The 13,259-nt window shown below is 69.4% G+C and carries 16 protein-coding genes; 3 read left to right on the forward strand and 13 right to left on the reverse strand.

Going from position 1 to position 13,259, the window contains the following annotated elements:
- Nucleotides 1–32: 32 nt before the first annotated feature.
- The 3 genes from dapD to ACFU5O_RS27445 all read right to left on the reverse strand — a co-directional run bounded on the left by dapD (nt 33) and on the right by ACFU5O_RS27445 (nt 2,041).
- On the reverse strand, nt 33–1,022 hold the full coding sequence (gene dapD, locus ACFU5O_RS27435; RefSeq protein WP_384244605.1) for a 2,3,4,5-tetrahydropyridine-2,6-dicarboxylate N-succinyltransferase: 990 nt from the start codon (nt 1,020–1,022) through the stop codon (nt 33–35).
- 156 nt (nt 1,023–1,178) lie between these two features.
- Entirely contained in the window at nt 1,179–1,721 is a 543-nt protein-coding gene (locus ACFU5O_RS27440) for a TetR/AcrR family transcriptional regulator (RefSeq protein WP_384244606.1), read from the reverse strand.
- On the reverse strand, nt 1,721–2,041 hold the full coding sequence (locus tag ACFU5O_RS27445) for a DMT family transporter (RefSeq protein ID WP_384244608.1): 321 nt from the start codon (nt 2,039–2,041) through the stop codon (nt 1,721–1,723). The genes ACFU5O_RS27440 and ACFU5O_RS27445 overlap by 1 nt, the downstream gene beginning before the upstream one ends.
- 113 nt (nt 2,042–2,154) lie before the next feature.
- On the opposite strand from ACFU5O_RS27445, the gene ACFU5O_RS27450 reads away from it, so the two are divergent.
- Nucleotides 2,155–3,315, forward strand: coding sequence for a hypothetical protein (locus ACFU5O_RS27450; protein ID WP_384244609.1), 1,161 nt, complete (start codon nt 2,155–2,157; stop codon nt 3,313–3,315).
- Here ACFU5O_RS27450 and ACFU5O_RS27455 read toward each other — a convergent pair.
- The 10 genes from ACFU5O_RS27455 to ACFU5O_RS27500 form a co-directional block, all read right to left on the reverse strand.
- Nucleotides 3,305–3,670 (reverse strand): VOC family protein, encoded by a 366-nt coding sequence (locus ACFU5O_RS27455; protein ID WP_384244610.1) that lies wholly within the window; start codon nt 3,668–3,670, stop codon nt 3,305–3,307. The two genes, ACFU5O_RS27450 and ACFU5O_RS27455, sit on opposite strands and share 11 nt — an antisense overlap.
- A gap of 58 nt (nt 3,671–3,728) precedes the next feature.
- Nucleotides 3,729–4,124: a metal-sulfur cluster assembly factor gene (locus ACFU5O_RS27460; RefSeq protein ID WP_384244612.1), complete on the reverse strand. Its 396-nt coding sequence runs from the start codon at nt 4,122–4,124 to the stop codon at nt 3,729–3,731.
- Nucleotides 4,121–4,585, reverse strand: coding sequence for a Fe-S cluster assembly sulfur transfer protein SufU (sufU, locus tag ACFU5O_RS27465; RefSeq protein WP_384244613.1), 465 nt, complete (start codon nt 4,583–4,585; stop codon nt 4,121–4,123). Before sufU ends, ACFU5O_RS27460 begins: the two co-directional genes overlap by 4 nt.
- Before the next feature lie 13 nt (nt 4,586–4,598).
- Entirely contained in the window at nt 4,599–5,867 is a 1,269-nt protein-coding gene (locus ACFU5O_RS27470; RefSeq protein WP_384244614.1) for a cysteine desulfurase, read from the reverse strand.
- Nucleotides 5,864–6,628, reverse strand: coding sequence for a Fe-S cluster assembly ATPase SufC (gene sufC, locus ACFU5O_RS27475; RefSeq protein WP_384244615.1), 765 nt, complete (start codon nt 6,626–6,628; stop codon nt 5,864–5,866). The genes ACFU5O_RS27470 and sufC overlap by 4 nt, the downstream gene beginning before the upstream one ends.
- Before the next feature lie 7 nt (nt 6,629–6,635).
- A complete protein-coding gene (locus tag ACFU5O_RS27480) occupies nt 6,636–6,953 on the reverse strand; it encodes a non-heme iron oxygenase ferredoxin subunit (RefSeq protein WP_017948817.1) in 318 nt (105 codons plus the stop codon).
- Entirely contained in the window at nt 6,953–8,134 is a 1,182-nt protein-coding gene (gene sufD / locus ACFU5O_RS27485) for a Fe-S cluster assembly protein SufD (protein ID WP_384244616.1), read from the reverse strand. The genes ACFU5O_RS27480 and sufD overlap by 1 nt, the downstream gene beginning before the upstream one ends.
- A gap of 59 nt (nt 8,135–8,193) precedes the next feature.
- Entirely contained in the window at nt 8,194–9,615 is a 1,422-nt protein-coding gene (gene sufB, locus ACFU5O_RS27490; protein WP_384244617.1) for a Fe-S cluster assembly protein SufB, read from the reverse strand.
- Nucleotides 9,612–10,379 (reverse strand): helix-turn-helix transcriptional regulator, encoded by a 768-nt coding sequence (locus ACFU5O_RS27495; RefSeq protein ID WP_384244618.1) that lies wholly within the window; start codon nt 10,377–10,379, stop codon nt 9,612–9,614. The genes sufB and ACFU5O_RS27495 overlap by 4 nt, the downstream gene beginning before the upstream one ends.
- Before the next feature lie 235 nt (nt 10,380–10,614).
- Nucleotides 10,615–11,379, reverse strand: coding sequence for a DUF72 domain-containing protein (locus tag ACFU5O_RS27500; protein ID WP_384244619.1), 765 nt, complete (start codon nt 11,377–11,379; stop codon nt 10,615–10,617).
- 133 nt (nt 11,380–11,512) lie between these two features.
- Here ACFU5O_RS27500 and ACFU5O_RS27505 point away from each other — a divergent pair, with 133 nt between their 5' ends.
- A complete protein-coding gene (locus ACFU5O_RS27505) occupies nt 11,513–12,439 on the forward strand; it encodes an ABC transporter ATP-binding protein (RefSeq protein WP_384244620.1) in 927 nt (308 codons plus the stop codon).
- Nucleotides 12,440–12,471: 32 nt separating this feature from the next.
- Nucleotides 12,472–13,239 carry an ABC transporter permease gene (locus ACFU5O_RS27510; protein ID WP_384244665.1) on the forward strand — a complete coding sequence of 256 codons (768 nt, stop codon included), beginning with the start codon at nt 12,472–12,474 and terminating at the stop codon, nt 13,237–13,239.
- Nucleotides 13,240–13,259: the final 20 nt, after the last annotated feature.

Here is a 13,259-nt window from a genome sequence, read left to right on the forward strand (position 1 = left end):
CATCGGAAGTTGCGCACAGTCACACGGACGAGTCAGTTGTGGCTGTGGAGCACCTCGTTGAGCCCGCCCCAGACCGCGTTGTTCGGGCGGGCCTCGACGGCGCCGGTCACCGAGTTGCGGCGGAAGAGGATGTTCGAGGCGCCGGAGAGCTCACGGGCCTTGACGATCTGGCCGTCGGGCATCGTGATGCGCGTGCCCGCGGTGACGTACAGACCGGCCTCGACGACGCACTCGTCGCCGAGCGCGATCCCGACGCCCGCCTCTGCACCGACCAGGCAGCGCTCGCCGATGGAGATGATGACGTTGCCGCCTCCGGAGAGGGTGCCCATGGTGGAGGCGCCGCCGCCGATGTCGGAGCCGTTGCCGACCACGACTCCCGCGGAGATCCGGCCCTCGACCATGGAGGTGCCCAGCGTGCCGGCGTTGAAGTTGACGAAGCCCTCGTGCATCACGGTGGTGCCCTCGGCGAGGTGCGCGCCGAGCCGGACGCGGTCGGCGTCGGCGATCCGGACGCCCTTGGGGGCGACGTAGTCCGTCATCCGCGGGAACTTGTCGATCGAGGTGACCTGGAGGTGCAGGCCCTCGGCGCGGGCGTTGAGCCGCACCCTTTCGACGTCGTCGACCGCGACGGGGCCGAGCGAGGTCCAGGCGACGTTCGCGAGCAGCCCGAAGAGACCGTCCAGGTTCTGGCCGTGCGGCTTCACCAGACGGTGCGAGAGCAGATGCAGACGCAGATAGGCGTCGTGCGCGTCGAGCGGCTTGTCGTCGAGCGAGGCGATGACCGTACGGACGGCGACGGCCTCGACCCCGCGGCGGGCGTCCAGACCGACGGCCTTGACAGCGCCCTCACCGAGGAGGTTCACGGCCTGGTCGGGCGACAGGCGCTCGGTACCGGCCGGACCGGGCTGGTCGGCAAGCTCGGGAGCGGGGAACCAGGTGTCGAGAACGGTACCGTCGCCGGCGATGGTGGCAAGGCCGGCGGCGACGGCGCCGGTGGTGCGAGGAGCAGTGGTGTCGGTCATGAGGAGAACCTAACCGGCGGGGCCGCGCACGGGCCAACCGGTCTCACCTCCCGGTCGCGGGTCTCCCTGGCCGGGCCGCGCCTGCCCGGTGAGCGGCGGGCACCGACCCCGGCCGGCTTCCGGGGTGTCGGCGGCGACACGGGTCGGACCCACCGGTCAGCGCAGCACCCGCCCCAGCATCTCCCTCGCGTATGCCTCGTCGTACACCGCGTCCGTCAGCAGCACCTGCAGGCAGATGCCGTCCATCAGGGCGACCAGCGCCCGCGCGGTGACCGGGTCCGTCCTGCGGGAGAGAACGTCGACGACCCCGTCGGTCCACTCCGCCGCGACCGGACGCAGGGCCGGGCGGCGCAGGGCGGCCAGATAGAGCTCGTACTCCAGCTCCACACCGGTGCGTTCACCACCGAGCCACTCCCCCATGAGCCGGGCGAGCACTTCGGCGAGATCGGCGTCCGGGGCGGCGAGCGCGCCGCTCTCCCGCAGCGTCCTGCCGAAGCCCTCGTTCGCCTGCCGCAGGGCGGCGATGAGCAGCTCGTCCAGAGAGGCGAAGTGGTACGTCGTCGAGCCGAGCGGCACATCGGCCTCGGCCGCGACCGTGCGATGGCTGAGCCTCGAGAGGCCGCCGGTCGCGGCCACCCGGATCGCGGCGTCGATGATGCGCTGCCGCCGCTCGGGGTCGTACCTCCTTCCCCCACCCATCAGTGCGCACCGCCGAGGTTGAGCACGATGACGCCCGCGACCACGAGCACGATGCCCGCGATCTTCGCGGGGCTCATGGACTCGTTCAGGAAGAGCATGCCGATCGCGGCCACCGCGGCGGTGCCGACCCCGGCCCAGATCGCGTAGGCAGTGCCCACCGACATCGTCTTCAGCGTCTGGGCGAGCAGCGTGAAGGCGAGCACATAGCCGACCACGGTGATCAGCGAGGGCCACAGCCTGGTGAAGCCCTCGCTGTACTTCATGGCCGTCGTGCCGGCCACCTCTGCCGCGATGGCCGCGGCCAGCAGTCCATATCCCATGCGTACAAGCGTACACAACGATATGTACGGGCGTACGCAGCATTGGCATGTCCTGGCCCGCTACCGTGTCCCGGAAAACCGGGGACGAGAACAGGACACATGGGGTGGGGAACATGTCGGACAACATGGGGTGGGGCCCGTACGGCGCCGCGCCGGGGACGCCCGGATGGGGCGGCTGGGCGCCGCCCCCGCTGCCGAAGCCCGGAGTGATACCGCTGGGCCCGCTCGCGCTCGGCGACATCTTCAACGGCGCGTTCGCGACGATCGGCCGCTACTGGAAGCAGCTGCTCGGCACCGCCTTCGCCGTGTACGGAGCCGCGGTCCTGGTCGTCCTGGCCGCGATCGCCGTCGCCTATTCCGCGGTCAACGACGAGTTCCGGGCGCTGGTGAACACCTCGGCGGGCTCGGACCCCGCCTGGGACCAGTTCGCGCCGCTGCTCGCCGCCTTCTTCTGCGTGTGGCTGATCGCCATGGTGTCGATGCTGCTCGCGTCGGCGATGCTGCAGGCGGCCGTCCCCGTCATCCTCCAGGACGCGGTCCTCGGCCGTCCCACGACCTTCGGCGCCGTATTCCGCCGAGCCGCGCCACGGACGCCGGCGGTGCTCGGTGTTGCCTTCCTCAGCGGGCTCATCGTGCTCGTCCCCGTGGCCCTGGCGATGCTTGCCGTGGTGGCCTCCATCCTGGCCTTCGCCCCCCAGGACGACGTCGCGGGGGCGGGCTGGCTCGCGCTGCTCGGCTTCCTGGGCGCGCTGGCGACCATCCCGCTCGCGATCTGGCTCTGGGTGAGGTTCACCTTCGCCCCGGCCGTCGCCGTCTTCGAGAACCAGGGGCCGGTCCAGGCGCTGCGCCGCTCATCCGAACTGGTGCGCGGCGACTGGTGGCGGGTCCTCGGCATCTCGCTGCTGGGCCAGGCGATGGCGGCGGCCGTGAACATGCTGTTGCAGCAGCTCGTGAACGTCGCGGGCATGTTCCAGGGCACGTTCGCCACGTCAGGCGCCGGCCAGGAGGACGACGTCACCGAAGCCCTCGTCTCGATCGCCGGCTTCATGATCTTCGCCATGGTCGTCAGCCTGATCGGTCAGATCATCGTGTCGATCGTGCCTCCCCTGGTGAACGGCCTGTTGTACGTCGACGAGCGCCTGCGCAAGGAGAACCTGGCCCCGGCCCTTGCCGAGGCGGCGGGAACGCCGCTGACTCCGGAACCGCCGATGCCCGCCGGCCCTTACGGGCCGTCCGGTCCGCCCGCGCCCGACGGTCCGCCGTTCAGTCCGTGAGCGACCTCTTGGGCCTCAGCACACAGAACTCGTTCCCCTCGGGGTCCGCGAGGACCACCCAGCTCACGTCCGCCTCCTGCCCGACGTCGGCCCGCCGGGCCCCGAGCGCGAGGATCCTGTTCACCTCGGCGTCCTGATCGTCGGGGTTGAGATCGATGTGCAGCCGGTTCTTGACGGTCTTTCTCTCCGGCACCGGCACGAAGCACATGCCCGGCATCGCGAACTCGTCGGCGCCGATGACGACTTCGTCCTCGGCCTCGAAGAGCACCTTCCAGTCGAGTACCTGGCGCCAGAAGCGCGCCAGGCCTGACGGATCGCGGGCATCGACGACGAGGTGGTACAGACGAACGGCCATGCCCGCCAGTGTGCCTGGCGGGCATGGCCGATGTCGGTGGTCCGGCTCTGCCGGAGTGTCAGACGTTGAAGCCGAGGGCGCGCAGCTGCTCACGCCCGTCGTCCGTGATCTTGTCGGGACCCCACGGCGGCATCCAGACCCAGTTGATCTTCAGCTCGCCGACGATACCGTCGGTCGCCGCCTTGGCCTGGTCCTCGATCACATCGGTCAGCGGGCAGGCCGCGGACGTCAGCGTCATGTCCAGCGTGGCGACGTTGGAGTCGTCGATGTGGATGCCGTAGATCAGCCCGAGGTTGACCACGTCGATGCCCAGCTCGGGGTCGACGACGTCGTACAGGGCCTCACGGACCTCCTCCTCGGAGGCCTTCGTGCTCGTCGGCGTCGCGGCCTTGGACGAGAAGGTCTCCTCGTCCGGCCAGTCCTTCTCCGCCGTGGTCTCGGGGTTCTCGGTCATACCGTCTTCCTTTCGGCGCTCTCGCCCAGTGCCTGCGCGGTCGCGTCCTTCCACGCCATCCAGCTCAGCAGCGCGCACTTCACCCGCGCCGGATACTTCGAGACACCGGCGAACGCGATCGCGTCCTCCAGCACCTCCTCCATCGCGTCATCGGGCTCGACCTGGCCCTTGGACTGCATCAGCTCCAGGAAGGTGGCCTGGATCTTCTGCGCCTGTGCCAGCTCCTTGCCGACGAGCAAGTCGTTCAGCACGGAGGCCGACGCCTGGCTGATGGAGCAGCCCTGGCCCTCGTACGAGACGTCCTCGATGACCGTGCCGTCGTACTTCACCCGGAGGGTGATCTCGTCGCCGCAGGTCGGATTGACGTGGTGCACCTCGGCGTCGCCGTCCCGCAAGCCCCGCCCGTGCGGGTGCTTGTAGTGGTCCAGGATGACGTCCTGGTACATCGAATCAAGCTTCACAGCGGTTAGTCCCTCACCCGAAGAAGTTACGGACGTGCTCCAGGCCGTCGACGAGCGCATCCACCTCGGCCGGCGTGGAGTACAGATAGAACGACGCCCGCGTGGTCGCAGGAATTCCGTACCGCAGACAGACCGGCCGTGCGCAGTGGTGGCCGACCCGGACCGCGATGCCCTGCTCGTCGAGCACCTGCCCCACATCGTGCGGGTGGATGTCCCCGAGCACGAAGGAGATCGCCGCACCCCGGTCCTCGGCCGTGACCGGGCCGATGATCCGCAGATCGGGGACTTCCTGCAGGCGCCGGACCGCGTACTCGGTGATCGCGTGCTCATGCTGCGCGATCTTGTCCATACCGATCGCGCTGAGGTAGTCCACGGCCGCACCGAGGCCGACGGCCTGGGCGATCGGGGGCGTACCGGCCTCGAACTTGTGGGGCGCGGGCGCGTACGTCGACGAGTGCATCGACACGGTCTCGATCATCTCGCCGCCACCCAGGAACGGCGGGAGGTCCTCCAGCAGCTCCTGGCGGCCCCAGAGCACGCCGATGCCGGTCGGACCGCACATCTTGTGCCCGGTGAAGGCCACGAAGTCGGCGCCCAGTGCCTGGACGTCCAGCGGCATGTGCGGGGCGGCCTGCGAGGCGTCGATGAGAACGAGCGCGCCGACATCCTGCGCACGGCGGACGATCTGCTCGACCGGGTTGACCGTGCCCAGGATGTTGGAGACCAGCGTGAAGGAGACGATCTTCGTCTTCTCCGTGATGATCTCCTCGATGTTGGAGAGGTCGAGGCGGCCGTAGTCGGTGAGGCCGAACCACTTCAGCTTCGCGCCGGTACGCTGCGCCAGCAGCTGCCACGGAACGATGTTGGAGTGGTGCTCCATCTCCGTGATGACTATCTCGGTCTCGCGGTCCACGCGGTAGGGCTCATCGGCCCAGCCCAGCATGTTCGCCACGAGATTCAGGGACTCCGACGCGTTCTTGGTGAAGATCACCTCGTCGCGGCTCGGCGCGTTGATGAACGCCGCGACCTTGTCGCGGGCGCCTTCGTACAGCGCCGTGGCCTCCTCGGCGAGCACATGCACGCCGCGGTGGACGTTGGCGTTGTACCGCTCGTAGTAGCCGTTGAGCACGTCGAGCACCTGGCGCGGCTTCTGCGAGGTCGCCGCGTTGTCCAGGTACACGAGCTTCTTGCCGTCGTGGACCAGGCGATCCAGGATCGGGAAGTCCTTGCGGATTGCCTCGGTGTCGAGGAGGCCGGAGAGCCCCTGGTGGGGAGGGATCACGCGGATACGCCACCCTTCGTGTATGCCTCGTAGCCCTCGGACTCCAGCTTGTCGGCGAGCTCGGCGCCGCCGGACTCGGCGATGCGGCCGTTCGCGAACACGTGAACGAAGTCGGGCTTGATGTAGCGCAGGATGCGCGTGTAGTGCGTGATCAGCAGGGTGCCGACCTCGCCGGTCTCATGGACGCGGTTGACGCCCTCGGAGACGGTGCGAAGCGCGTCGACGTCGAGGCCGGAGTCGGTCTCGTCGAGGATCGCGATCTTCGGCTTGAGAAGCTCCAGCTGAAGGATCTCGTGGCGCTTCTTCTCACCGCCGGAGAAGCCCTCGTTGACGTTGCGCTCGGCGAAGGCGGGGTCCATCTGGAGACGCTCCATGGTCTCCTTGACCTCCTTCACCCACGTACGCAGCTTGGGGGCCTCGCCGCGGATCGCGGTGGCGGAGGTGCGCAGGAAGTTGGAGACCGAGACGCCCGGGACCTCGACCGGGTACTGCATGGCGAGGAAGAGACCGGCGCGGGCGCGCTCGTCGACGGACATCTCGAGGACGTCCTCGCCGTCCAGGGTCACGGTGCCACTGGTGATCGTGTACTTGGGGTGGCCCGCGAGGGAGTAGGCGAGGGTCGACTTGCCGGAGCCGTTGGGGCCCATGATGGCGTGGGTCTCGCCCTGCTTCACGGTCAGGTCGACGCCCTTGAGGATCTCCCGGGGGCCGTTCTCGGCCTCGACGGAGACGTGCAGGTCGCGGATTTCAAGCGTTGCCATGGGTGACTCAGGACTCCTGGGTGACGGAGACGAGCACATCGTCCCCTTCGATCTTTACGGGGTACACGGGGACGGGGCGCGTCGCGGGAAGGCCGGACGGCTTGCCGGTGCGGAGGTCGAAGCTGGAACCGTGCAGCCAGCACTCGATCTGGCAGTCCTCGACCTCGCCCTCGGAGAGCGAGACGTTCGCGTGGGAGCAGATGTCGTGGATCGCGAACACCTCGCCCTCCGTGCGGACGACGGAGACCGGCGTGCCGTCGAGTTCCACCCTTTTCGGGGTGTCCTCCTCCAGCTCGCTCAGCCCACAGGCGCGGACGAATGCCATCAGAGGGACGCCTCCAGCTCGGCATCGATCTTGGCGATGAGGCGCTCCTCGACGTCCGGCAGACCGATCTGCTGGACCAGCTCCGCGAAGAAGCCACGGACGACGAGGCGGCGGGCCTCGGTCTCCGGGATGCCGCGGGCCATCAGGTAGAACAGCTGCTCGTCGTCGAAGCGGCCGGTGGCGGAGGCGTGGCCGGCGCCGACGATCTCGCCGGTCTCGATCTCCAGGTTCGGCACGGAGTCGACCCGCGCGCCGTCCGTGAGGACGAGGTTGCGGTTCATCTCGTAGGTGTCGGTGCCCTCGGCCTTGGCCTCGATGAGCACGTCACCGATCCAGACGGCGTGTGCGTCCTGACCCTGCAGCGCGCCCTTGTAGGCGACGTTGGACTTGCAGTGCGGGGTGTTGTGGTCGACCAGCAGGCGGTGCTCCTGGTGCTGGCCCGCGTCGGTGAAGTACAGACCGAGGAGCTCGGCCTCTCCGCCGGTGCCCGCGTACGACACACGGGGGTGGAGGCGTACCACGTCGCCGCCGAAGGTGACCACGATCGACTTGAAGGTGGCGTCCCGCCCGATCAGCGCATTGTGCTGGGCGACGTGGACGGCCTTGTCGTCCCAGTCCTGGACGGAGACGACCGTCAGCTTGGCGCCGTCCCCCAGGACGTAGTCGACGTTGGCGGCCAGGGCCGCCTCACCGGTGTGGTCGATGACGACGACGGCCTCAGCGAAGGCGCCCAGCTCGATGTGCTGGTGGCCGAAGGCGGTACCGCCCTCACCGTGCACGGCGATACGGATGGGCTCGCTGAGCACGGCCTCCTTGGGAACCGTGACGACCGAGGCCTTCTCGAAGGAGGAGTAGGCCTGGGCGGCGACCCGGTCCGCCGGCGTGCCCGCGGAGCCGAGCCGCGCGTCGTCGCGGCCGACCGTCTCCACCGTGACGCCCTCGGGGGCGCTGACCTCGACGGTCACGCCGCCCGCGGTGGCGACCGCGGTGCCGTCGTGCAGCCCGGCGAGGCGGTCCAGCGGGGTGAACCGCCACTCCTCCTCACGCCCGTGCGGCACGGGGAAGTCCGCCACGTCGTAGGACGGGGGCGCGCTCATGCGCGTGGCGACGGTGGACTCGGCGGCCACCGCGATCGACCCGGCGGTGGTGGAGCCCGCCGGAATGTTCTGAGCCTCAGCCATGGCTGTCGTAGTGCTCGCTTTCTCGGATAAGTCGGTGCTGATGGGCGGGGACGGTGGCCTCAGCCGACCGCGCCTTCCATCTGGAGCTCGATCAGCCGGTTGAGCTCGAGGGCGTACTCCATGGGCAGTTCCTTGGCGATCGGCTCGACGAAGCCGCGCACGATCATCGCCATCGCCTCGAACTCGGTCATGCCGCGGCTCATCAGGTAGAAGAGCTGGTCCTCCGAGACCTTGGAGACGGTGGCCTCGTGACCCATGGAGACGTCGTCCTCGCGGACGTCCACGTACGGGTAGGTGTCGGAGCGGGAGATCGTGTCGACCAGCAGCGCATCGCACAGGACGTTGGACTTCGCGCCCGGAGCGCCCTCGCCGATCTCGATGAGACCGCGGTAGGAGGTGCGGCCGCCGCCTCGTGCCACCGACTTGGAGACGATGTTGGACGAGGTGTTCGGGGCCATGTGGACCATCTTGGCGCCGGCGTCCTGGTGCTGGCCCTCGCCCGCGAAGGCGATGGACAGCGTCTCGCCCTTGGCGTGCTCACCCATCAGGTAGACGGCCGGGTACTTCATGGTCACCTTGGAGCCGATGTTGCCGTCGACCCACTCCATGGTCGCGCCCTCGTACGCCACGGCACGCTTGGTGACCAGGTTGTAGACGTTGTTCGACCAGTTCTGGATCGTCGTGTAGCGGCAGCGGCCGCCCTTCTTGACGATGATCTCGACCACGGCGCTGTGCAGGGAGTCCGAGGAGTAGATCGGAGCGGTGCAGCCCTCGACGTAGTGGACGTAGGCGTCCTCGTCGACGATGATCAGCGTCCGCTCGAACTGGCCCATGTTCTCCGTGTTGATACGGAAGTAGGCCTGCAGCGGGATGTCCACGTGGACGCCCTTGGGCACGTAGATGAACGAGCCGCCGGACCACACGGCCGTGTTCAGCGAGGCGAACTTGTTGTCGCCGACCGGGATGACCGTGCCGAAGTACTCCTTGAAGAGCTCCGGGTGCTCCTTCAGCGCGGTGTCCGTGTCGAGGAAGATGACGCCCTGCTCCTCCAGGTCCTCACGGATCTGGTGGTAGACGACCTCGGACTCGTACTGAGCGGCGACACCGGCGACCAGGCGCTGCTTCTCCGCCTCCGGGATACCGAGCTTGTCGTACGTGTTCTTGATGTCCTCCGGCAGTTCCTCCCAGGAGGCGGCCTGCTGCTCGGTGGAGCGCACGAAGTACTTGATGTTGTCGAAGTCGATGCCCGACAGGTCGGAGCCCCAGTTCGGCATCGGCTTCTTGTCGAACAGGCGCAGACCCTTGAGCCGCAGCTTCAGCATCCACTCCGGCTCGTTCTTCTTCGCGGAGATGTCGCGGACGACGTCCTCCGAGAGACCACGCCTGGCGGAGGCGCCTGCGACGTCGGAGTCGGCCCAGCCGTATTCGTACGTGCCCAGACCCTCGAGTTCGGGGTGGGCAGTCTCCGTGGGGAGAGTCATGCGGGGTTCCTCCCGGACGTGCTTGCAGATGCTGATGTGTCGGTCTTCGTGGTGGTGCTGTCGCTGCCGCTCGTGCCGCCGCCGCCCGCCTTCGGGATGAAGGTCGTGCAGACCCCGTCGCCGTGGGCGATGGTGGCCAGACGCTGCACATGGGTACCGAGCAGGCGGGAGAAGATCTCCGTCTCCGCCTCGCACAGCTGCGGGTACCGCTCGGCGGCATGGGCCACCGGGCAGTGGTGCTGGCACAGCTGCTCGCCGACGGGCGCGTTACGGGCCGTAGCAGCGTACCCGTCGGCGGTCAACGCCTTGGCAAGTGCCTCGGTGCGGTCCTCGGGCTCCGCGGCCTCGATGGCCGCGCGGTACGCCTCGGCCTGCGCCTCGATCCGGTCGCGGGCGAACGCGGCCACGGCCGCTTCCCCTCCCGCGTTCTCCTCGATCCAGCGCAGGGCGTCCACGGCGAGCTTGTCGTACGACTGCTCGAAGGCGTCCCGGCCGCAGTCGGTGAGCGCGAAGACCTTGGCGGGACGGCCGCGCGTACGCGCCCCGTACACACGCTTCTCGTGCGCGGCGACGACATCGTCGTTCACGAGCGCGTCGAGATGGCGGCGCACGGCGGCCTGGGTGAGGCCGAGCCGCGTCGCGAGGTCGGCGACCGTGGACGGCCCGTGGTCCAGGATGGACCGCGCGACCCGGTTGCGCGTGGAGCGCTCCCCGGTCGCGAGCTCCTCCTGGGGGGGCTCCCCGACAGCTCGACCGTATTTCACAACACCATTGTTGCGTAATTCCCGAGAGACTGACAAGCCGGTCCCGCAGGACGGACGGTGCCGTGCATCACTTAGGGAAACCTAACCTGACCTGCGGAAATGATCACTCGCGAGATCGTTTCCCAGGGCCTGCCGGACGCCGCCGCGCGGACCCGGAAGATCGCCGCGACCCCTGTGACCGGGCGTTTTGTCCACCTCCCGCCGAGTCCCCCGCCCACCGGCTCCTCCGCCCGCCTCAGCTGCCACCACCCGGAGCCGCCGGCACCGTGCACCCCCGGGACGAGGCCGCACGGATGAACGCGCGCGCGTCCCGGACGGCTGCGCCACCCGGGTCATTGTTGAAGTACACGAAGACGTCGGCCCGGTCCGGCCAGGCGTCGGCGATGCGCCCGGCCCAGGCGGACAGGGCCTGGCGCCCGTACCGCGGCCAGGGCTCCGCCCGGCCCTCGTGGAGCCGTACGTAACCCCAGTCGGCCGTCCGCCACAGCGGTGTCACCGGCCGGGAACCGCGGTCCGCCCAGCACAGGGCCGCCCCGCGGCTCTTCAGCACGTCCCTGACCTCGTCCGTCCACCAGGACTCGTGCCGGGGTTCGACCGCCACGCGCACCCGGCTCGGGAAGCAGGCGAGCGTCGCGTCCAGAGCCCCCGGATCGGACCGGAGACCGGGCGGGAGCTGGAGCAGCACGGGCCCCAGCCGCTCCTTCAGCCCTTCGGCGTGGCTCAGCAGCCGCCGGACGGGTTCCTCCGGGTCGCGCAGCCGTTTGATGTGCGTCAGATAGCGGCTCGCCTTCACCGCCAGCACGAACCCGTCAGGAGTGCGTTCGCGCCAGTCGGCGAAGGTCTTCGGCTCGGGGAGCCGGTAGAAGACGTTGTTGTTCTCGACGGTCACGAAGTGCCGGGCGTACTCCTCCAGCCACAGGCGCTGGGGCACCCCTTCGGGGTAGAACTCGCCGCGCCAGTCCTTGTACTGCCACCCGGAGGTGCCGATGAGCACGGGCATGAGGTGATCCTTCCCCGTCCTCGGGAACTCACCCGGACCCTTCCGGCCCGGGCACCTGCCGGAATCCCTCGTCCGTGGCGGGATCCGGACCCGGCGGCCCGGAGGCCTTCCCCGGATCCTTAGACTTCCGGACATGAAGAACGAGTCCGTCGTCCAGGTCCGGGGCCTGGTGAAGCGGTACGGAGCCAGGACCGCCGTGGACGGGCTCGACCTCGACGTCCGCGCCGGCACGGTGACCGCCGTCCTCGGCCCCAACGGGGCAGGCAAGACCACCACGGTCGAGACCTGCGAGGGCTACCGCCGCGCCGACTCCGGGACGGTGCGTGTCCTCGGCCTCGACCCGGTGGCCGACGCGGCGAGGCTGCGCCCCCGGATCGGGGTGATGCTCCAGTCCGGCGGCGTCTACTCCGGCGCCAGGGCCGAGGAAATGCTCCGCCACATGGCCGAACTGCACGCTCACCCGCTGGACGTGGACGCCCTGATCGAGCGCCTCGGCCTCGGCTCCTGCGGCCGTACGACCTACCGCCGGCTGTCCGGCGGCCAGCAGCAGCGCCTCGCGCTCGCGATGGCCGTCGTCGGCCGCCCCGAGCTGGTCTTCCTGGACGAGCCGACCGCGGGGCTCGACCCGCAGGCCCGCCGGTCCACCTGGGACCTGGTGCGCGAGCTGCGCACCGACGGGGTGTCCGTCGTCCTCACCACGCACTTCATGGACGAGGCCGAGGAGCTCGCGGACGACATAGCGATCATCGACGCGGGCCGCGTCGTCGCCCAGGGCAGCCCGGAGCAGCTGTGCCGCGGCGGCGCCGAGAACACCCTGCGCTTCACCGGGCGTCCCGGCCTCGACGTGGGCTCGCTGCTGAAGGCACTGCCGGACGGCACGGCCGCGGCGGAGCTGACGCCCGGCGCGTACCGGATCTCCGGCACGGTGGACCCGCAGCTGCTCGCCACGGTCACCTCCTGGTGTGCCCAGAACGGGGTGATGCCCGACGGCATCTCGGTGGAGCGGCACACACTGGAGGACGTCTTCCTGGAGCTGACGGGAAAGGAGCTGCGGTCGTGACGGCTGAGGTGACCACGGACAGGGGTACCGGCGTGAGGCCTGGTACGTACGCGCCGAACCCCGGTGCCGCTCCCGTCGCGCGGATGATCACGGCGCAGGCGGTGCTGGAGACGAAGATGCTGCTGCGCAACGGCGAGCAGCTGCTGCTGACGGTGGTCATCCCGTCGCTGATCCTGGTGCTCTTCTCGACGGTCGACATCGTCGAGACGGGCGCGGGCAGGCCCGTCGACTTCCTCGCCCCGGGCGTCCTCGCGCTCGCCGTGATGTCCACCGCCTTCACGGGCCAGGCCATCGCCACCGGCTTCGAACGGCGCTACGGCGTGCTCAAGCGGCTCGGCGCCTCGCCGCTCCCCCGCTGGGCGCTGATGACCGCGAAGACGCTGTCCGTCCTGGTCACCGAGGTGCTGCAGATCGTCCTGCTGACGCTGATCGCCTTCGGGCTCGGCTGGTCCCCGCACGGCAACCCGGTCTCCGTGCTTCTGCTGCTCGTGCTCGGAACGGCCGCGTTCTCGGGTCTCGGGCTGCTGATGGCCGGCACGCTCAAGGCCGAGGCGACCCTGGCCGCCGCGAATCTGGTCTTCCTGCTGCTCCTCGTGGGCGGCGGGGTGATCGTCCCGCTGGACAGGTTCCCGGACGCGGCTCGGTCCGTGCTGGGCCTGCTGCCCATCTCGGCGCTCTCCGACGGGCTGCGCGACGTGCTCCAGCACGGTGCCGGGACGCCCTGGGGTGATCTCGGGATCCTGGCGGGGTGGGCGGTACTGGGGCTGGGCGCGGCGGCAAAGTTCTTCCGCTGGGAGTGAGCCGCGGGAGTGACCGCACC

Origin of the sequence: Streptomyces sp. NPDC057445, assembly GCF_042802855.1 — a bacterium.
Lineage (GTDB): Bacteria > Actinomycetota > Actinomycetes > Streptomycetales > Streptomycetaceae > Streptomyces.